Source organism: Rhodanobacter ginsengiterrae (genome assembly GCF_050026815.1).
GTDB lineage: Bacteria > Pseudomonadota > Gammaproteobacteria > Xanthomonadales > Rhodanobacteraceae > Rhodanobacter > Rhodanobacter ginsengiterrae.
In genome coordinates this window covers 20882-40400 of the sequence record NZ_JALBWO010000045.1, presented here as the reverse complement: position 1 = coordinate 40400, position 19519 = coordinate 20882, and the positions used below count along the sequence as shown (strand labels likewise).

Sequence of the window (19519 nt, the reverse complement as noted above, 5' to 3'; positions counted from 1 at the left end):
GGCTTGGCGAATGATGACAGCGCTGTCATAGTAGCGCCCGACAGCGGTGCCCGGCGGGCAGGCCGGCGCGGGCGCGGGGCTGGCGTCTTCGCTCCTGCATACGTATTCAGCCAGACAGCACCACACACACACCGCAGAATCGGCTGCGATCACAGGCCATGACGTTGGGGGAGGCGCGATGAGCACGATGGACGCAACAGGCGATGGACTGGGCCGGCACGCCACGGCGCGGGTGGTGTTGATCTCTGCCGCCGCGGCGCTGGGCGGATTCCTGTTCGGTTTCGATACCGCGGTGATCAATGGCGCGGTCGATGCGATTCGCGGCAGCTTCGCGCTGGATGCGGCGCAAACCGGCTTCGCGGTGTCCTGTGCGCTGCTGGGCTCGGCGCTGGGCGCCTGGTACGCCGGCATGCTGGCCAATCGCTTCGGCCGCGTGCGTACTATGCAGGTTGCGGCCGTGCTGCTGGTTGCCAGTGCGATCGGCTCCGGCCTGGTCACCGCGGTATGGGACTTGATCCTGTGGCGTCTGGTCGGCGGCATCGGCGTCGGCGTGGCCTCGGTGATTGCCCCCACCTACATTGCCGAGGTGTCGCCCGCGCGCATCCGCGGCCGGCTCGGTTCGATGCAGCAACTGGCGATCGTGCTGGGCATCTTCGCCGCGCTGCTCAGCGATGCCTGGCTGTCCGGCACGGCCGGTGGCTCCAGCCAGCCGTTGTGGCTCGGCCTGGCCGCGTGGCGCTGGATGTTCCTGGTGGCGACCCTGCCGGCGCTGATCTATGGCGTGCTGGTGCTCGGCGTGCCGGAGTCGCCGCGTCATCTGGTGGCCAAGGGCCGCCTCGACGAGGCCCGCGTGGTGCTGCGCAAGGTGCTTAACATGCACAGCGACGCGGCGCTGGACAGCAAGCTGCACGACATCCGCGAAAGCCTGCGCTCGGAGCACAAGCCGCGCCTGAGCGACTTGCGCGGCAAGGCGGCCGGGCTGCTGCCGGTGGTGTGGATCGGCATCCTGTTGTCGGTGTTCCAGCAGTTCGTGGGCATCAACGTGATCTTCTACTACTCCTCCACCCTGTGGCATTCGGTGGGCTTCAGCGAGGCCGACTCGTTCACCATCACCGTGGTCACCTCGATCGTCAACGTGCTGGTCACCCTGGTGGCGATCGCCCTGGTCGACAAGGTCGGGCGCAAGCCGCTGCTGGTGGTTGGCTCGGCCGGCATGGCGATCACCCTCGGTGCGATGGCGTGGTGCTTTTCACAGGCCACCGGCACCGGCGCGGCGCTGAGCCTGCCTGGCTCGGTCGGCATGGTCGCGCTGGTCGCGGCCAATGCCTACGTCGTGTTCTTCGGCGTCAGTTGGGGCCCGGTGGTGTGGGTGCTGCTGGGCGAGATGTTCCCCAACCATATCCGTGCCACCGCGCTGGCGGTTGCCGCCGCGGCGCAATGGCTGGCCAACTTCGCCATCACCAGCACGTTCCCGGCGCTGGCCGAGCTGGGCCTCACCTTTGCCTACGGCTTGTACGCCGGCTTCGCCGTGTTGTCGCTGCTGTTCGTGCTGTCCGGCGTGCGTGAGACCAAGGGTGTCGAACTGGAGGACATGCAGGCATGAGCATCCAGGGTCAGCACGGAACGGCGGGCCTGGCGCGGCTGGGTTGTGCCGCGCGCGAGGCGCGCCAGGCCCGATACGACGCGCGGCGCGCAAACCGGCTAGGATTCGGGGACGATGGCGTTGCGCCGTCGCTGGGAGCACGGGCGGATCGCGCTGCGGATGAAGGCAAAGGCCACCTCAATCGACATTGCCCACCTGGCCGGGGTTTCCCAGGCCACGGTGTCGCGCGCGCTGCGTGGCAGCCCGCTGGTCAATGAGGAAACCCGGCGGCGGATCCAGGCCGCCGCCGAACAGCTCAACTACAAGGTCGACAAGAACGCGTCGAACCTGCGCAAGATGAATACCGGCACGCTGGCGCTGCTGTTTTTCGAAGATCCCACCGCCGACGAGTCGCACATCAACCCGTTCTTCCTGTCGATGCTCGGCTCGATCACCCGCGCCTGCGCGCTGCAGGGCTATGACCTGCTGATATCGTTCCAGCAGTTCTCGCACGACTGGCATGCCGACTTCGCCGACAGCAAGAAGGCCGACGGCCTGATCCTGCTCGGCTATGGCGACTACCTGGCCTATACCGACAAGCTGGAAAAGCTGGTCGCCCAGGGCACCCGTTTCGTGCGCTGGGGCGCGGTGCTGCCCGACCAGCCCGGGGTGTCGATTGGCTGCGACAACTTTCGCGGCGGACAGGCTGTTGCCGAGCACCTGATCGAGCGCGGCTGTCGCCGCATCGCCTTTCTCGGCGACGCCTCCAGCCACTACCCGGAATTCTTCGGACGTTATCGCGGCTATGTGCAGGCGCTCGCGCAGGCCGGGTTCAAGGTGCACCACGAGCTGCAGGAAAATGCCGAAAGCACCGAGCAGTCCGGCTATGAGGCGATGCGCAGGCTGATTCTCAGCGAAGCCGGTTTCGACGCCGTGTTCGCCGCCAGCGACCTGATCGCGATCGGCGCCATGCGCGCGCTGAGCGACCACGGCCTGCGCGTGCCGCAGGATGTCGCGCTGGCCGGCTTCGACGACATCGCCACCGCCAGTTTCGTCAACCCGCCGCTGACCACCGTGCTGCAGGACACCCGACAGGCCGGCGAAGTGCTGGTCGACAGCCTGCTCGGCCTGATCCGCGGCGAGCCGGTCGACAGCGAAGTGCTGCCGGTGAAGCTGATGGTGCGGCGTTCGAGCCTGCGCTGAATCGCGTCGCTGGCCGGCACGGCCACGGACGAACAGCATGCTCCGGTAGTAATCTGCCGCTGCTGTCCGGATTCCCTTGCATCACGGAACGAGAACGCCATGGAACGCACCCCGTCGGAGCTGGAGTGTCACCAGGTCTTCGAGCGCATCACCGATGCGTACCTGGCGCTGGATCGCGATGGGCGCTGCACCTGCCTCAATGCAAGGGCATGTGACCTGTTCGGGCGTGCGGCCGGGGAATTGATCGGTCGCCCCATGTGGAGCGAATTCCCCGGCGGTGATGGCCAGCCGTTCCAGCGCGCCTGCGAGCAGGCGATGGCCGAGCAGCGCCCGCTGCAGCGGGAAGCCTGGTATCCGGCGTACGGGCGCTGGTTCGAAAGCCGCATTCATCCCTCGGCAGACGGCCTGACCATCCTTTTTCTCGACATCACCGAACGCAAGCGGGTCGAACAGGAACTGATGCAGCGCCAGCGAACGCTGTCGCAGGCGCAGCAAGTGGCGCATATCGGCAGTTGGGACTGGGACATCCCCGGCAATCGGGTGAGCTGGTCGGCCGAGTTGTATCGCATCTACGGCATCGCGCCGGAACAGCATGCCGCCACCTTCGAGGCCTATCTTGGCCTGGTGCATTCACAGGACCGGCAGCGGGTGCAACAAACCATCCAGCAGGCCTTGCGCGATCACCAGCCGTTCGAATTCGAGGAGCGCATCGTGCGTGCCGACGGCTCGGTGCGTACCCTGTTGAGTCGCGGCGCCGTGGACCTGGATGAAGATGGCCAGGCGACGCACATGGTGGGTGCGTGCCAGGACGTCACCGAACGTCATCGTGCCGAACAGCTCGAGGGCGGTCAGCACGAGATCCTCGCCGGCATCGCCGGGCAGCTTCCGCTGGCACAAAGCCTGGAGCAGATCGCGCTGCTGCATGAAGCCATGAACCCCGACGCGCTGTGTTCGATCCTGTTGCTCGACGAAAGCGGCCATCACGTGATGGATGGCGCCGCGCCCAGCTTGCCAGCGGCGTACAGCCAGGCCCTGCACGGGCTGGAGGTGGGCGACGCACGCGGCTCCTGCGGTACCGCCGCATGGCGCCGCGAACGCGTGGTGGTGGCCGATATCGCCACCCACCCGTATTGGGAAAACTACAAGTCGCTGGCTCTCGTGCATGGGCTGAAGGCCTGCTGGTCGACCCCGGTGTTCGGTGGCGGCGGCAACGTGCTGGGTACCTTCGCGGTGTACTTCCACGAGCCGCGCGAGCCGCGGGCGGAGGAGCTCTACAGCATCGATCGCATGTTGCCGATCACCGCCATCGCGATCGAAAGCGAGCAACGGAACCGTCGCCTGCGCGAGCGCAATCGCTTCTTCGACATGTCGATGGAGATCTTCTGCATCATCGATCCGAAGTCGCAGCGGCTGGTGCAGTTCAATCCCTCGTTTCCGCGCGTGACCGGCTATTCCGCCGAGGACTTGAAATCGCGCAGCTATCGCGACTTCCTGCGTCTGGAAAGCGATGCGCTGGACGTCGATCCGATGTCGCAACTCGATGCTGCCGGCCAGCGAATACATGACTTCGTGACCCGTTGCTTCTGCCGCAACGGCAGCGAGCGCCTGCTGGAATGGGCATCGTTCGTGGCGCCGGACGAATTGGTCTATGCGGTGGCCCGCGACATTACCGACCGGCGGCGGATCGAAGCGGAACTGGCTTATGCATCCACTCATGATCCGGTCACCGGTCTGCAGCATCACCTGATGCTGGAGCACTCGCTGGGGGAAATCCTGCGTCATGCGGCCGTGCCGGCATCGGTGCTGGTGATCGGGCTGGATCGCTTCCAGCTGGTCAACGCATCGGTAGGCCATCCCACCGGCGACGACGTGCTGCAGCGCCTGGCCATTCGCCTGCAATTCGCCCTCGATGGGCGGGGGCGGATCTCGCGCTTCGCCGGCGACGAATTCGTGGTGACGGTGGCCGCGCTGTCGCCGGCCGCGGTGCTGGAGCTGGCGGAACGCCTGCGGGCCACGGTGGCCGAGCCGATCGAAGGCGAGGATTACCGCCTGCTGTTGACCGCCAGCGTCGGCATCAGTCATTCGGCCGAACACGGCAGCGATGCGAAGCTGCTGCTGCGACGTGCCGAGGCGGCCATGCACCAGGCCAAACAGGAAGGCCGCGACCGTGCCTGCGAGTTTTCACCGCGGCAGATGCAGAAGCTGGAGGACAGCCTGCTGCTGGGCAACCACCTGCGCGATGCGATCCGGCTGGGCGAGTTGACGCTCCACTATCAACCGCAGCACGAGGGTGCCAACCGGGGGCTGACCGGTTTCGAGGCGCTGTTGCGCTGGACCAGCCGGCAGCTCGGCGTGGTTCCTCCGAATCGCTTCATTCCGATCGCCGAAGCGCTCGGCCTGATGCCCGAGATTGGCGAGTGGGTGCTCGACGCCGCCTGTCGGCAAGTACGTGAATGGCTGGATCGCGGCCATCGCGACTTCAGCGTCGCCGTGAATGTCTCGGCCCAGCAGTTGCAGCGGCCGGGGCTGGTCGCGCAGGTGGCTGGCGCGCTGCGGCGTTACCTGGTGCCGCCGGCCATGCTGGACATCGAGATCACCGAGAGCTCGTTCATGGAGAACGTGTGGCGCGTGCAGCGCACGCTGGCCGAACTCAAGGCGCTGGGCATCGGGCTGTCGCTGGACGACTTCGGCACCGGCTATTCCAGTCTGGCCTATCTGAAGCAATTCCCGATCGACAAGCTGAAGATCGACCAGGGCTTTGTAAGTGGCCTGCCGAACGACGCCGCCGATGCCGCGATCGTTCGTACCATCATCGCCGTGGCGCACGAGCTGCACATGACGGTGGCCGCCGAGGGTGTCGCTGACGCGGCGCAGGCGGCGTTCCTGGTCGCGGCCGGTTGCGACGAGCTGCAGGGTTTTTACCTGGGCGCCCCCTTGTGCGCCATCGAAGCGGAGCGACGCCTGGACGTTGCGCGCGCATGCCGATGAGCGCAACCGGTTTCCTGCGCTGATCTGGCGCAACGTGTGCATTCGATACGCGCGCCAGGGACACGACGAAAGCGGTGGCTGTATCCGGGAGGGGCATTCATGCCATGCGGATCACGGCTGGATCGTCAGAACGATCTTGCCCGGCTTGTGCGGTTTGCCGTCCAGCATCGCGTGGGCCAGACGTGCCTGCGACAAAGGCAGCACGTCTCCCACGTTGGACACGATGTCGCCGGCGTCGAGCAGACGGGCAATTTGCGTGAGGTTGGCCGTATCCACCGATACATAGAAGAATGCGCCGCGAATGCCCTTGCTGGCGGTCCGGCCCGGGTCGGGCGGAGCGACCGAGGAGACGATCACGCCACCCGGGCGCACGATCTCCACGGATCGCTCCAGCGTGTCGCCGCCCACGGTGTCGAGGACCACATCCACATTCTCCGCTGCTTCCTCGAATCGTCCGGCGTCCACGTCAACGATGACATCCACACCCAGCTGTTCGAGGACGGCGGTATCGGCATGCCGGCAGGTGCCGATCACGAAGGCGCCGGCGAGTTTTGCAAACTGCACCGCATACGCGCCCACGTTGCCGGCAGCGCCGTGGATCAGCACGCGTCTGCTGTGATCCACTTCGCCGTGTACGTGCACCAGTTGCCACGCGGTGCAGGCCACGACAGGGATCGAGGCGGCCTCCACATGGCTGAGCCGCTGCGGTCTGAGCGCAAGCATGCCGGCCTCGGCAACGGCGAATTCAGCGTAGCCGCCGGTGAACAGAGGATTGGTTGCGCCGTAGACGATGTCGCCCGGAAACAGTTCGTTGACGTCTTCACCGACCGCTTCCACCGTTCCGGAGATGTCCGAGCCGGGGGTCAGCGGCAACGGTTGCCCAAGCTTGCTCAGGCCAGCACGCACCCACGCATCCCACGGTCCGACGCCCGCGGCATGCACGCGGACGAGCACTTGTCCCGCAGCTGGCACGGGGCGCTCGATTTCCTCCATTTGCATGGCATCAATGGCACCGAACTGGTGGACGCGGACGGCTTTCATCCGGTCGTGTCGAGGTGCAGTGGACTGTCGGGTGGGCATGGCATCGTCTCGTCTGGCCGGACTGTCCCGGGCGTGCTCGTCGGCGTTGGTGCCTACCGTGTTCACGGGACACCAAAGCTGTGCGAAGCATGTGGCCATGCCGGCCATGATGGATTGCACGATCTTTCTTCGGTTTGGATGTTCTTCGCGCCCTCGCACCACCGACAACCTGCGATGTGGTGTTCGCCGGAGTCGCCATCACCCATGCGCCTTGGCATGGCGGGGCGCAAGCTTGTCCCTCGTCGCGCGCGTGCGGTGGCTCAGGGCGATACTGGCAGGCCCTGGATCAGCCGCTTCGCCAGCCGTGGCTGTCGCAGTTGCTCCAGCCACCAGGCCAGTGCGCGACCTTCGTGATCGCTGCGCCAGGCGACGTAGAGCGTGTTCGGTTCGCGCGGATCGATCATCTTCTTTTCCACCAGCTGGCCGTCCCTGAGCAGGGCGCTGGCGCGGTGGCGCGGCAGCCAGCCCACGCCCAGGCCGTCGCGCTGGGCGAGGATCTTCGCCCGCATGCTCGGCACCGCCAGCGTGGCCTGGCCGCCGAGCACGCCGTAAGCACGGCCAAGGCTGCGCGAGGAGTCGGCCACCACCACCGAGCGACAGGAGCTGATCAGGTCCTGTGACAGCGGCTCGGCGGCTCCGGCCAGCGGATGGTGCGCGCCGACGGCGAACACCCAGTCCATCGTTCCGAGTTCGAACCAGCGCAGCTTCGGCATCGCCGGTGGCTCATTGGTGGCGCCCACCACCAGCTCGGCGCGCCCCTCGCGCAGGGCTTCCCATGTGCCGCCGAGCACCTCGTGGGTCAGGCGCAGCGACACACCCGACTGCAGGGCGTCGAACGCGCGGATCACCGGCAGCAGGGTTTCGAACTCCAGCACCTCGTCGGTGACGATGCGCAGGCGGTCTTCCCAGCCGCTGGCCACCTGCTTCACGCGCTGGCCCAGCCGCGCCGAATCCAGGATCAGCCGCCCGGCCTCGTTGGTCAGCAGCTCGCCGGCCGGAGTGAGTTGCAGCCGGTAGCGCCGGCGGTCGAACAGCAGCGCATCGAAACGTGTTTCGAGCTGGCGCGCCGCATGCGACACGGTGGAAGGCGCCTTGCCCAGCTGTGCCGCCGCGCGAGACAGGCTGCCAGTGCTGCGGATCGCTTCGAGCAGGGCCAGTTCGTCGTCGGACAACATGTGCAACTCCTTCGAACGAGTTCGTCGAAACGATGGTACGGCAAAGCGGCGAGCCGGGAACAAGCTGTGCTCACTGAACCACCCCAACCACACTGGAGCACATCATGAATCGTTTCGAAGGCAAGTCCGTACTCGTCACCGGCGGCAGCAGCGGCATCGGCTTGGCCGCGGCCCAGGCGTTTGTCGCCGAAGGCGCGCGAGTCGTCATTACCGGTCGCGATCCGGCGGCCCTGGCAGCGGCGAAGGCCAGCCTGGGCGCCAGCGCGATCGCCTTGCGCAATGACGCCGGCGTCGTCGCCGACGCGAGGGAGCTGGCCGTCGCGCTGGCCAGCCAGCAGATCCGGCTGGATGCCGTGTTCATCAACGCCGGCAGCGCGAAGTTCGCGCCGCTGCCCGAGGTCACGGAGGCACTGTGGAACCAGGGCTTCGACACCAACGTCAAGGGCGCCTACTTCCAGATCCAGGCCTTGTTGCCGCTGCTCAACGCCGGTGCGTCGATCGTGCTCAACGGCTCGATCAACGCGCACATCGGCATGCCGAACTCGTCGGTCTATGCCGCGAGCAAGGCCGCACTGATCTCGCTGGCCAGGACGCTGTCGGCGGAGCTGTTGCCGCGTGGCGTGCGCGTCAACGTGGTCAGCCCCGGCCCGATCAGCACGCCGCTGTACGGCAAGCTGGGCCTGGACGCGGCCACGCTGGAAGCCACCGCCGCGCAGATCCAGGGGCAGGTGCCGCTGGGCCGGTTCGGTGAGCCGGGCGAGGTCGCTGCCACCGTGCTGCATCTGGCGGCCGCGGAGTCGGCCTTCATCGTAGGCACCGAAATCGTGATCGACGGCGGCATGAGCCAGCTTTGATCAACCCGTCGCCGGACGGCCTAGCTGCCGTCCGGCAGGTTCGAACAAACCCCGGTGCATCCGTGACGGACGCGCCGGAAAATCGGCGTGATCATCGCCTTCGCACCGGTACCGAGCTGGCGGTGGACGGCGGGGCGGGCCAGGTCTGATCGTTCCCGTCCGGGATCATTTCGTTCCAGTGGCGGATGCTTCGTGAAATACGCGGCCGGCTGGCCCGCCGATCATGTGCCCACCGCGGCCTTCATGCTGCAGGCAGATCCCGGCGTCGAAATACCATCACTTGACAGAAACAGCCTAGGCAGATAAATTGCGGTCGTCATCGAGGAGACGATCATGAAAACCACGCCAGCCAGCATCAAGTCGCAGCTTTCGACCGGCGAGCTCGGCTTCCTGATCACCGGCGTGCGCAACGCGATCTGGAGTTCGATCGAACGCGAGCTGCAGCCCTTGGACATCACCGCGGCCCAGTTCGTGGTCTTCAACACCATCGCCAAGGGCCGCGGCAGCACGATCGGCGACTTGTGCCGGGTGCTCGGTTACGACTCGGGCGCGATGACCCGGCTGCTGGACCGGATCGAGAAGAAGGGCCTGGTTCGTCGCGTGGCCAACCCGGACGACCGGCGCAGCTACCTGATCGAGTTGACCGAGCAAAGCGCGGCGTTGGTGCCGAAGGCGCGACGCCAGGTGCAGGCGGTTTTCGGCGAACTGCTGCAGGGCTTTGAAGAACGTGAGGCAGTCGCGTTGAAGGCGTCGCTGGAAAAGATCCTGGAAAACGCGGCACGCACCGCCTGAGGCTTTTGCGTCGGCATATATCTGCCTAGGCTGTTTTATCAGACGAGACATCGAGGGTTGCCCACATGTCGTTGCACCTACTCCTGAAACCCGCTTCCCTGCCGCGGCTTGCGCTGTCGCTGCTGGCACTCGCACTCGCCGGTTGCGCCAGCATGCGCGGCCTGCATACCCATGCCACTGCGATCGACCCGAGCCAGGTGGCGGCCGGCCAGAGCCTGGCGAGCAGCAAGCTCTCGCCCGCCGCCTGGCCGCAGGACACCTGGTGGACCAGCTTCGGCGACCCGCAGTTGGACCGCATGATGGACGACGCATTGAGCGGCCAGCCCGGCTTGCGCATTGCCGAAGCGCGCGTGCGCCAAGCCCAGGCGGTGGCCGAGGTGGTCGGTGCGTCGCTGTACCCGCAAGCCAACGCCAGCCTGCACAGCACCCGCCAGCGCTTCAGCGAGAACGGCACCGTGCCGCCGCCGATTGCCGGCAGCTGGCAGACCATCAACGACCTGTCGCTCGGGGTGGGTTACGAGCTCGATTTCTGGGGCAAGAATCGCGCGGCCACGGACGCCGCCCTCGATCGCGCCCACGCGGCCGAAGTGGACCTGCAGGCGGCGCGGCTGATGCTGACCACGGCGCTGGCGCGCACCTACCTGCGGCTGGACCTGGCCTATGCGCAACGCGACCTGGCACAGGACACGCTGAAACAGCGCGAACAGACGCTGGAGCTGACCCGCAAGCGGGTCGCCGCACAGATCGACTCGCAGCTGGAACTGACTCAGGCCGAGGCTGCCTTGCCGGCCGCGCGTGAGCGCATCGCCGCGATCGGTGAATCCATCGCACTGATCAACAACCAGCTCGCCGCGCTGCAAGGGCAGGGGCCGGATGCCGGGGCACGCATCACCCGGCCACAACTGGCAAGCGTCGGCGAAGTGACCTTGCCAAGCAACCTGCCGGCCGAGCTGATCGGCCGTCGCCCCGACGTGGTCGCCGATCGCTGGCGGGTCGAGGCGGCCAGCCAGGACATCAAGGTCGCCAAGGCGCAGTTCTATCCCAACATCAGCCTCAATGGCCTGGTCGGCTTGCAGAGTCGGGGCTTCGACGACTTCCTCGATGCCGGCAGCCGCGTGCTGGGCATCGGCCCGGCGATCTCGCTGCCGATCTTCGACGGCGGCCGCTTGCGCGGAAACCTCGGTGTGCACCAGGCCGGCTACGACGCCGCGGTGGAGCACTACAACGCCACCGTGATCGCCGCAGTGCACGACGTGGTCGACCAGCTGGTGTCGCTGCAATGGCTGCAACAACAGGTGCACGAACAGGACGAGGCCCTGCGGCTGACCGAGCATGCCTACGCATTGGCCCAGGCGCGCTACCGCAGCGGGCTGGCGAACTATCTGCAGGTACTGGCGGCCGAGGGCCAGGTGCTGGCGCAGAAGCAGCAGGTGATCCAGTCGCAGTCGCGCCAGCGCGAGCTGCGGCTGAACCTGACCCGCGCGCTCGGTGGCGGCTACCAGCCGGCCGCCGTACCCGACACCACCTCGATTGCCCATGCCCAACCCCACGGGAGCAAGTCATGAACACCGATGCAAATATGTCGCAAGAGAGCGCTGTGCCAACGCCGACACCACCGCCGCGCTCGCGCCTGGGCCAGTGGCTCGGCATCGCCGTGGTGGTGATCGCGGTCATCGGCGCGATCATCTGGTGGCTGGTCGCCGGCCAGTACCGCGAGACCACCGAGGACGCCTATGTCGATGGCAACGTGGTCGCGGTGACGGCGCAGGTCACGGGCGTCGTCACCGCCATCGGTGCGGACAATACCGATTACGTGAAGGCCGGCAGCAACGTGGTACGTCTCGACGACACCGACGCCCGGCTGGCGCTGGCCCGCGCCGAAGCCCAGCTGGCGCGCAGCGTGCGCATGGTGCGCGCGCAATACGCCAACGTGGGGCAGACGCGCGCCAACGTGCAACTGCGCCAGGTCGAGCTGTCCAAGGCGAAGGCCGACCTCGCCCGCCGGCACGAGCTGCTCGCCAGCGGTGCGATTTCGGGCGAGGAAGTGAAGCATGCCGAAGACGCCGTGCGCGCCGCCACCGCCGCACTGGATGTCGCTACCCAGCAGGTGGCGGGCAGCAGTGCGCTGATCGACCGCACCTCGATCGCCAACAACCCCGAGGTGCTGGCCGCCGCCTCGCAGGTACGCGATGCATGGATAGCCGTCTATCGCACCGAGGTGCCCGCGCCGGTCACCGGCATGGTGACCAAGCGCAACGTGCAGCTCGGCCAGAAGATCAATCCGGGCGTGTCGCTGATGTCGGTGGTGCCGCTGGATCACCTGTGGGTGAATGCGAACTTCAAGGAATCCCAGCTGCGGCACATCCGCATCGGCCAGCAAGTCGATCTGGTGGCGGACGTGTATGGCGACGATGTGGTCTATCACGGCACCGTGGTCGGCCAGGACGCCGGTACCGGCAGCGCGTTCTCGCTGCTGCCGGCGCAGAACGCCACCGGCAACTGGATCAAGGTGGTGCAGCGCGTGCCGATCCGCATCGCGCTGGACCCGCAGCAGGTGGCGAAGCATCCGTTGCAGCTCGGCCTGTCGATGAAGGTCTCCGTGGCAACCCGTCAGCGCGAAGGCAGCCGACTGGTGACGGCCGGTTCGCCGGAGCATGGTTATCGCACTGACGTGTTTGCGCATGAGCTGGCCAGCGCCGACGCGGTGGTCGACAAGATCATCGCGGCCAATCAGTAGCCATCGGCGCGCCCGGAGATCATCGTCATGAATGCACGCACGCGGGAATGGCTGGTATGCGCCACGATTTTCGTGCTGACCGCGATCGAGTTCCTGCAATTGAGCATGGTCGCGTTCGGCGCCGGCCCGATCATGGGCGAGGTGAGCATCACGCCGGAGGACTTCAGCCTGATCGCGGCGATCTATGCCAGCGTGGCGATCCTGATGATCTCGATGCAGCGTTGGCTGGTGACCCATCTCGGCGGGCGGCTGTTCATGCAGTGCGCCACGGCAGTCTCGCTGTTCGGCGCGGTGCTGTGCGCGACCAGCCACGACTTTGCCTCGTTCCTGCTCGGCCGCTTCGTGATGGCGGTCGGTGGCGGCGCATTGTTCACCTCGGCGCGCATGATCATCCATCACCGGCTGGTGGGGCCAAAGCGCTTCCTCGGCATCAAGTCGCTGGGCTATGCGCTGGCGCTCTCCATCTCCGCCGGCCCGTGGCTGGCAGCGCAGGCGGTTTCCGGCGATACGTGGTCGGCGATCTTCTGGCTGCTGGCCGGACTCGACGTGGTCGCCTTCGTGCTTGCCAGCTACAGCCTGAACAACGACCTGCGCGGTTACGAGGAAGGGCGCAGCGACTGGAATCCATGGCTGCAGGTGCTGCTGGTCGGCGGCAGCTTCGGACTGCTCTATTCGCTGCAACGCTTCTACTACGACTTCTACGCTGACGCGCTGTACGTGGTCGGTGTGCTGGTGGCGGCGGTGTTGGCACTGATCTTCTACGCCCGTCACCAGAGGCTGCATCGGCAGCCACTGCTGCACCTGGGCGCGATGCTGCACACCCGCTATATCGCCGGCATCATGCTGTTCCTGTTCGGCTACCTGATGCTGGGTTCGAACAACTACGTGATACCGGTGATGCTGCAGCGGACACTGGGCTATTCGTGGGCAACGGTAGGGCATTTCGAGGCAGTCGGCGCGCTGGCCGCGGCGGCGACCTTCATGGTCGTCATGAAGCTTGTGCCGAAGCATCCGTCACCGCGCAAGTTCTGGATCACCGGCTTCGTCGCGTTGGGGCTGTTCGGCATCATGCTGGCGCGGCTTGATCCCTCCGCCGACCCCTGGTGGCACGTGCTGCCCGCGCTGGCCTGCTACAACGTCTTCCTGCTGACGATGTTGCCGATCGCCGCGATGCAGACGTTTCGCCAGATGGAGAGCGACGAGACGCTGTTTTCCAATGCGCAGCAGGTGAAGAACATGCTTGGCCAGGCCGGCATCGCGTTGGGCATCTCGGTCGCCACGCTGGGTCAGCAGTGGCGCAGCACCGTGCATTACAACGTGCTCAACGCGCAGGTGACACCCGACAATCCGCTCTACCAGGCCGCCGTCCACCATTTGCAGGATGCGCTGAGCGCCAGCGTCGGCCCGGCGCAGGCGGGCCAGATCGCGGTGGCGCGGGTGGCGCAGATGCTCGGCCAGCAGGCGGCCCTGCTGGCCAACATCGACCACTTCGAACTGATCGCCGCGCTCGCCTTGCTGGGCATCATGGTGACCCTGCTGCAGCGTGTGTTCCGGTGAGCGTGGCAAACGTCGTCGTCGATGGTCCGGAGTCCGCAGGCGGCGCCGGGCACGCGGGCCTGCGCGACTTGTTGCTGGCGGTGGAGCGCCTGCACAAGGGCCTGCAGCAAGCCATCGAGGATCTGCTGCAGCCGCACGGCCTGTCGGTGTCGCAATGGCTGGTCATCTCAGGCATGGCCGAAGGCAACGGGCATACGCTCACCCATTTCGCCCAGCAGCTGGATCGAGACGCCGGTTCGCTGTCGCGGGCGATCTACCTGCTCAGCCAGCGCAGCTTGCTGAGCCCTCAGCGCAACCCGCACGATCGACGCAGCAGCCGGCTGTCGCTCACGGACGAAGGCCAGCGCATCCACCAGGACGTGGCACCGCGAATCGCGCAATGGCTGCTCGCGCTGGATCCCGGTCAGCTCCACGCCGGAGACGCGCCAGTCTCGCCCTTGCTCGACGATCTGGCCGCGCGCGTCGCGCATTGCCGGCGGCAAAGCCTCGCGACCGACGGCCCGCGCGCCAACCATGCTGCCTGCGGCGAGCACGTGGACACGGTGGCCGGCCATCTCCACGATTCCGTGCGCGGAATGGCAAGAAAGGCCTAGCGGCGGCAGGTTCATGCAAGTGGTCGGGCGGACGCGGTGGTCTGATGACCCGCGTACACCGAATCCCCGTGCAACCTGCCCAAGGAGAGTCGTCATGAAGGCTTGTGGATCGTCCGCGCTCAAATTGCTTCCGCTGGTCACCGCGTTGATCGCCGGCAACGCCATGGCCCAGGTGAGCACGCCGCAGCCGCCGCTGAAGTACACGCCCACCCAGATGGTGGAGACGCTGCACAGCGTGTTCGGCGACCACCATGCGCGTGCCATCCACACCAAGGGCATCATGCTCACCGGCAGCTTCACCGCGTCACCTTCGGCTGCGCGCGTTTCGAGTGCGCCGCATCTGCAAGGCGGCAGCGTGCCGGTGACCATTCGCTTCTCGAACTTTGCCGGCGTGCCGGACGCGCCGGACAACGCGCCACTGGCCTCGCCGCGCGGCCTGGCGATCCGCTTCACGCTGAGCGATGGCAGCAGCACCGACATCGTGTCGCATTCGTTCAACGGCTTTCCCAGCCAGAACGCCGACCAGTTTCGCGAGTTGCTGCAGGCCATTGCCGCCAGCGGCCCCACCGCCGCCAAACCCACCGCACTGGATGGCTATCTGGCAACACACCCCGCAGCGAAGCACTTCCTGACCGTGGCGAAACCGGCGCCGGTCAGCTACGCCACGCTGCCGTACTACGGCGTCAATACCTTCAAGTTCGTCAATGCCCGCGGCAAGGTCACCTATGGCCGTTACCAGATCGTTCCCGTCGCGCCGGCGCAGTATCTGACCGACGCGCAGACCAGGGCGGCCGCGGCGGACTATCTGGCGAAGGAGATCGGCTTGCGGGTGGCCGCAGCTCCCGTCCAGTTTCGCCTGATGCTGCAGATTGCCGGCAAAGGCGACCGCATCGACGACCCGTCCATTGCCTGGCCGGACTCGCGCCAGCAGATCGAGCTGGGCACGTTGTCCATCGATCAGCTGGTGCCTGACAGCGTGGCGGCGGAAAAGAAGATCGTCTTCATGCCGAACAGTCTGCCCAGGGGCATCGAGGTGGAAGACCAGATGGTGAACTTCCGCTCGGCGGCCTACGGGGTGTCGTTCAGTGATCGACAGTAAGGCCACGGCAGAACCGCCACTTCCCACTTCACCTGCTGGAGCGCTTCCATGTCTTTCGCCCTTGTACCCGGCAACACCCTGATCACCGCCACGCCGGAGGAAGGCCGGCAACTCGCCTTCAAGCTGGCCAGGTTGGCGATCAAGGCGATCCAACCCGACGACGCCATCCGCGGCGGATTGCGCGACGTCTACGCGCAAGAACCGGCCATGCTGATGGCGGCAGGCCACAGCGTGGCGGTGGAGTTCGCCACGATTGCCGCCGCCAACAACTATTGGCGCGAACGCGCGTGAGAATGGTGCGCAGGTCCATGGCCAGGCGCTTTCATGCACCACACCGTGGCGGGATAAGTTTGCAGCAAGGCAGCCTGCGTCACGACTGCGCGCTGTACTTCCGCGACCTGGCAGTGGCGGCACTCATCTTCCTGCCGATCTGGGGCCTGCTCTACCTGCTGCGAGCGTCGCTGCTGGCGCACTGACGTTCAGCCATCCGATGCCTTGAACGGGCAACGCCAGTCAGGGGAGCGACCTGGATACACTGACGGGGCGCATCAGCCATGCGCCCCGCCAGCATGTCCGCGCAGTCAGGCCGGCATCTTGCGGAAGGCGATGGAGAACCGGTTCCAGCCGTTGATCGCCACCACCAGCAAGGTGAGATCGGTGATCTCCTCGTCGGTGAAGTGCGGCTGCACCGCCTGCCACACGTCGTCCGGCACGTGGTCGCTGCTGACCAGGGTCAGCGATTCGGTCCAGCTGAGCGCCGCACGTTCGCGGTCGCTGAAGAACGGCGTTTCGCGCCAGGCGCTGATGGTGGCCAGGCGGCGATCGTCCTCGCCGGCCTTGCGGGCGTCGGCGGTGTGCATGTCCATGCAGTACGCGCAGCCGTTGATCTGCGATGCGCGCAGACGCACCAGTTCGACCAGCCCCTTTTCCAGTGACGACTTTCCGATACGCTGTTCCAGGCCGATCATCGCCTTGATCGCCTCCGGGCTGGACTTGTAGAAATCGAGACGCTGGCTCATGACGGTTCCTCTGGCGGTTGATGTGACTGGCAACTCTAGTGAGCCGCCGGTCGCTCCCGCTTGAACGTTTTTGCCTTCTGTTGCCTGTTCGCGGTCGACCGCACCGTCGAATCCAACAGGCGACAAAGAGTCAACAACGCGCAAAAACGGACAATCCGGCGCCGCCATGCGTGGCTATCGTGGAGATCGTCACCAGCGAAGAGGACGATCTGATGGGGGCGCTACCTTCGATCAACCACCCGGCCAGGCGGTCATTGTGGGCGCTGCTTGTCGCGGCGTATCACGTCGATCCGTCCGATCGGCTGATTGCACCGGTCAATGAAGAAAGCTACAGCACCGTATTCAGCCTGATTCCCGCCGCGCTGGCCGTGCTTCGCGTGGCGGCCGAGATCGAGCCGGATCCGGCCGACGTGATGCGCTGGTATCGGCAAACCCGCATAGCCGAGCTCGGCTACCTCACCGCGGCGGAGCTGGTCTCGCTCGGGCGCACACAGGCGGTGATCGACTTTCTGAGCTCGGTACGTGACGGCCAGCGTGACTGATGGCCGGAACGCGTCGCGCGACCTCCACTGAAAACCCTCCATCGAGCATCCCATGCGCAAATCAACCATGAACTTCAGTGAAGTCGCCCGCGAGATTGCGCGGATAAATGCCGAGCGCGACCAGATCGTGCAGGATGCCTTTTCCACGCTGGAGTGCCGGCATGCCACCCTGGCGCAGACGCTGCTCGACAACGTGGGCAACCGCCAGCGGGCGGCCTACTGGATGTGTACGCATCAGCGCGCCTTCGAGGGGCGCACCGCCTATGAGGTACTTGCGGACGGCGACGAGGACCAGGTCTGGGAGCGGATTCCGGGGAACCCCGACGGTGAGTCGATGGATCGTCCTGGTCGGCCACGCATGGCGTACTGAAAACCCTGACGCTTGTCACGCGGGGAACTTGCGGGATATGGACGCCCATTTGCCCGTATGGAAGCATCATGCAGGGTAGCTGAGATGTACCCGAAGGAGGGCATCATCCGGCCAGCTTCCTGCCTACGATCGTTCTCGAACCTCGCGCCGACGCGAGCTGGCGGACACCTTGTCCGGGGACGGCAGACATGCTGCAGGGAGTTTTCGGCGAGCGCCTGGGACGCTCGTTCGATCTGGGCGATCCGCCCACGGTGCTGAGCTCCACGCCGGGCGGCCAGGCCCTGGCCGCCACCGAAATTCGCTTCGATCCCGCCGGCGAAGGTTGCCGGGCGCCGCTGGGCAACGATGATGGCTATCTGGTGGGATTGCAGTTTCGCGCGCTGCGTCGGCATGAGCTGTGGCTGGACGGGGCGCCGGTGCCGGTGCAACCCTTCGAGCGGGGTTGCAGCTGCATCTACGACCTCAAGCGCGATCCCGTCGCGTGGCTGGGCGATCCGGTGCATTCACTGAATTTCTACGTGCCGTGCCAGGCCCTGTCCGAACTTGCGGACGAGTTGGGCCAGCCGGCCTGCAACGAGCTGCGCCAGGAACCGGGCCGCTTCGTCGACGACACCGTGATCGACTGCCTCGGCCAGTGCCTGCTGCCGGCATTGCACGGGGAGCATCGTGGCAACCAGCTGTTCGTCGACCATGTGCTGCTGGCGGTGCGACATCACCTGGCGTCAAGCTATGGCGGCATGCGCTCGGCTTGCCATGTGATCCAGGGTGGACTGGCGGCATGGCAGCAGCGCAAGGCCAAGGAGCTGATGCGCGAGCATCTGGTCGACGGCATCGCGCTGGTCGAACTCGCGCAGGCGTGTCGCTTGTCGACCAGTGCCTTCGTGCGTGGTTTCAGAAAGAGTATCGGCATGCCGCCACACCAGTGGCTGTTGCAACGCCGTATCGATCGCGCCATGGAGCTGATGCGCGATCGCTCGATGCAGCTGGCGGACGTGGCTCTGTCCTCCGGCTTTGCCGACCAGAGTCACTTCACCCGCAGCTTTGGACGCAGGATGGGTCGCAGTCCCGGGGCGTGGCGCCGCGATTGCGCAGCCTGATCAGCGCAAGCCGACTTCAGGACTCCATGAAGCCGCGGCGGATCGCAATGGTCACCGCGTGGGTCCGGTCCTCGGCATCGAGCTTGGCCATCAGGCTCTTCATGCGCGCCTTGACCGTGTCCTCGGAAATGTTGAGCGCCCGGGCGACGTCCCGATTGCTCTTGCCCTCGGCCACCAGCCGCAGCACGCTCAACTCACGCAGGGTCAGTGACTCCGAGCCCAGGTGATTGGCGATGTTCTGCGCCGCCTCGGCGGCCACCACGTGGCGCCCAGCGGCGGCGGCCCGCACCGCGCGCAGGATCTCGTCACGGCAAGCCGACTTCAGCAGGTAGGAGATCGCACCCAGCTTCATCGCGCGGGTGACCCGCGCGTCACCGGGGAAGGTGGTCAACACCACCATCACGGCCTGCGGAAATTCGGCACGGATCGCCTGGATCGCTTCCAGCCCGTCGACGTTCGGCATCTGGAGATCAATGAGCGTCACGTCGGGTTGCAGGGCACGGTAGCGCTCGATCGCCTCGGCACCATCGCTCGCCTCGCCGATCACCTCCATGTCGGCTTCCTGCGCGATGGCGGCGCGCAGTCCGTCGCGCATGACCGGGTGATCGTCGGTGATGAGAACCCGAATGATGCCGTCGCTGCTGCTCATGATGACGCCTCCGGCTTGAAGATGGCACCAGGCTGCATGATGGCCTTGTCCGCATCCGGACCACGGTGAGTCGGCACAATATCGGCTGTCGCCGGTCTTGGCTCAATACCCGAACGGGTAGTCGATGCGAATCTGTCGGCGAGGTCCCGCTCTGGCGCGGGCTGATTGTTGACGCGAAGTCT

General features: G+C 66.2%; 19 protein-coding genes. 15 read left to right on the top strand and 4 right to left on the bottom strand.

The genetic code is table 11. The features are described 5' to 3' along the window. The first annotated feature begins 178 nt into the window (after positions 1–178). From ACQGNJ_RS04080 to ACQGNJ_RS04070, 3 genes are all read left to right on the top strand, one after another. Positions 179–1603 carry a sugar porter family MFS transporter gene (locus ACQGNJ_RS04080; protein WP_426687960.1) on the top strand — a complete coding sequence of 475 codons (1425 nt, stop codon included), beginning with the start codon at positions 179–181 and terminating at the stop codon, positions 1601–1603. A 159-nt stretch (positions 1604–1762) separates the two neighbouring features. Beyond that, positions 1763–2785: a LacI family DNA-binding transcriptional regulator gene (locus tag ACQGNJ_RS04075; RefSeq protein WP_426688034.1), complete on the top strand. Its 1023-nt coding sequence runs from the start codon at positions 1763–1765 to the stop codon at positions 2783–2785. A gap of 99 nt (positions 2786–2884) precedes the next feature. Then, complete coding sequence (locus ACQGNJ_RS04070; RefSeq protein WP_426687959.1) at positions 2885–5773, top strand: sensor domain-containing protein; 2889 nt, start codon at positions 2885–2887, stop codon at positions 5771–5773. A 111-nt stretch (positions 5774–5884) separates the two neighbouring features. Here the strand turns inward: ACQGNJ_RS04070 and ACQGNJ_RS04065 are convergent, their stop codons facing one another. Then, positions 5885–6973: an NADP-dependent oxidoreductase gene (locus ACQGNJ_RS04065; protein WP_426687958.1), complete on the bottom strand. Its 1089-nt coding sequence runs from the start codon at positions 6971–6973 to the stop codon at positions 5885–5887. Positions 6974–7113: 140 nt separating this feature from the next. Continuing rightward, on the bottom strand, positions 7114–8028 hold the full coding sequence (locus ACQGNJ_RS04060) for a LysR family transcriptional regulator (protein ID WP_426687957.1): 915 nt from the start codon (positions 8026–8028) through the stop codon (positions 7114–7116). A gap of 104 nt (positions 8029–8132) precedes the next feature. Here ACQGNJ_RS04060 and ACQGNJ_RS04055 point away from each other — a divergent pair, with 104 nt between their 5' ends. The 9 genes from ACQGNJ_RS04055 (at position 8133) to ACQGNJ_RS04015 (ending at position 16136) form a co-directional block, all read left to right on the top strand. Then, positions 8133–8882, top strand: a complete 750-nt coding sequence (locus ACQGNJ_RS04055) for an SDR family oxidoreductase (protein ID WP_426687956.1) — start codon at positions 8133–8135, stop codon at positions 8880–8882. A 333-nt stretch (positions 8883–9215) separates the two neighbouring features. Next, entirely contained in the window at positions 9216–9674 is a 459-nt protein-coding gene (locus ACQGNJ_RS04050; RefSeq protein WP_426687955.1) for a MarR family winged helix-turn-helix transcriptional regulator, read from the top strand. 65 nt (positions 9675–9739) lie between these two features. Further along, positions 9740–11239: an efflux transporter outer membrane subunit gene (locus ACQGNJ_RS04045; RefSeq protein ID WP_426687954.1), complete on the top strand. Its 1500-nt coding sequence runs from the start codon at positions 9740–9742 to the stop codon at positions 11237–11239. After that, complete coding sequence (locus ACQGNJ_RS04040; RefSeq protein ID WP_426687953.1) at positions 11236–12411, top strand: HlyD family secretion protein; 1176 nt, start codon at positions 11236–11238, stop codon at positions 12409–12411. The genes ACQGNJ_RS04045 and ACQGNJ_RS04040 overlap by 4 nt, the downstream gene beginning before the upstream one ends. A gap of 27 nt (positions 12412–12438) precedes the next feature. Next, positions 12439–13968, top strand: coding sequence for an MFS transporter (locus ACQGNJ_RS04035; protein WP_426687952.1), 1530 nt, complete (start codon positions 12439–12441; stop codon positions 13966–13968). Positions 13969–13970: 2 nt separating this feature from the next. Next, the gene (locus tag ACQGNJ_RS04030) at positions 13971–14561 is read left to right on the top strand and encodes a MarR family winged helix-turn-helix transcriptional regulator (RefSeq protein ID WP_426687951.1); all 591 of its coding nucleotides are present in this window, start codon (positions 13971–13973) and stop codon (positions 14559–14561) included. Between the two features lie 94 nt (positions 14562–14655). Next, positions 14656–15660: a catalase family peroxidase gene (locus tag ACQGNJ_RS04025; RefSeq protein WP_426687950.1), complete on the top strand. Its 1005-nt coding sequence runs from the start codon at positions 14656–14658 to the stop codon at positions 15658–15660. Between the two features lie 48 nt (positions 15661–15708). Then, positions 15709–15951 carry a hexameric tyrosine-coordinated heme protein gene (locus ACQGNJ_RS04020; RefSeq protein ID WP_426687949.1) on the top strand — a complete coding sequence of 81 codons (243 nt, stop codon included), beginning with the start codon at positions 15709–15711 and terminating at the stop codon, positions 15949–15951. A gap of 17 nt (positions 15952–15968) precedes the next feature. Continuing rightward, a complete protein-coding gene (locus ACQGNJ_RS04015; RefSeq protein WP_426687948.1) occupies positions 15969–16136 on the top strand; it encodes a hypothetical protein in 168 nt (55 codons plus the stop codon). Between the two features lie 105 nt (positions 16137–16241). On the opposite strand, the gene ACQGNJ_RS04010 is transcribed toward ACQGNJ_RS04015, so the two are convergent. Then, positions 16242–16679, bottom strand: coding sequence for a carboxymuconolactone decarboxylase family protein (locus tag ACQGNJ_RS04010; protein ID WP_426687947.1), 438 nt, complete (start codon positions 16677–16679; stop codon positions 16242–16244). Positions 16680–16849: 170 nt separating this feature from the next. Here ACQGNJ_RS04010 and ACQGNJ_RS04005 point away from each other — a divergent pair, with 170 nt between their 5' ends. From ACQGNJ_RS04005 to ACQGNJ_RS03995, 3 genes are all read left to right on the top strand, one after another. After that, positions 16850–17221: a hypothetical protein gene (locus ACQGNJ_RS04005; RefSeq protein ID WP_426687946.1), complete on the top strand. Its 372-nt coding sequence runs from the start codon at positions 16850–16852 to the stop codon at positions 17219–17221. A gap of 52 nt (positions 17222–17273) precedes the next feature. Further along, positions 17274–17591 (top strand): DUF2384 domain-containing protein, encoded by a 318-nt coding sequence (locus ACQGNJ_RS04000; RefSeq protein ID WP_426687945.1) that lies wholly within the window; start codon positions 17274–17276, stop codon positions 17589–17591. 188 nt (positions 17592–17779) lie between these two features. Beyond that, on the top strand, positions 17780–18688 hold the full coding sequence (locus ACQGNJ_RS03995; protein WP_426687944.1) for a helix-turn-helix transcriptional regulator: 909 nt from the start codon (positions 17780–17782) through the stop codon (positions 18686–18688). Between the two features lie 16 nt (positions 18689–18704). Here ACQGNJ_RS03995 and ACQGNJ_RS03990 read toward each other — a convergent pair whose 3' ends face one another. Next, positions 18705–19337: a response regulator gene (locus ACQGNJ_RS03990; RefSeq protein ID WP_426687943.1), complete on the bottom strand. Its 633-nt coding sequence runs from the start codon at positions 19335–19337 to the stop codon at positions 18705–18707. Positions 19338–19519 lie beyond the last annotated feature (182 nt).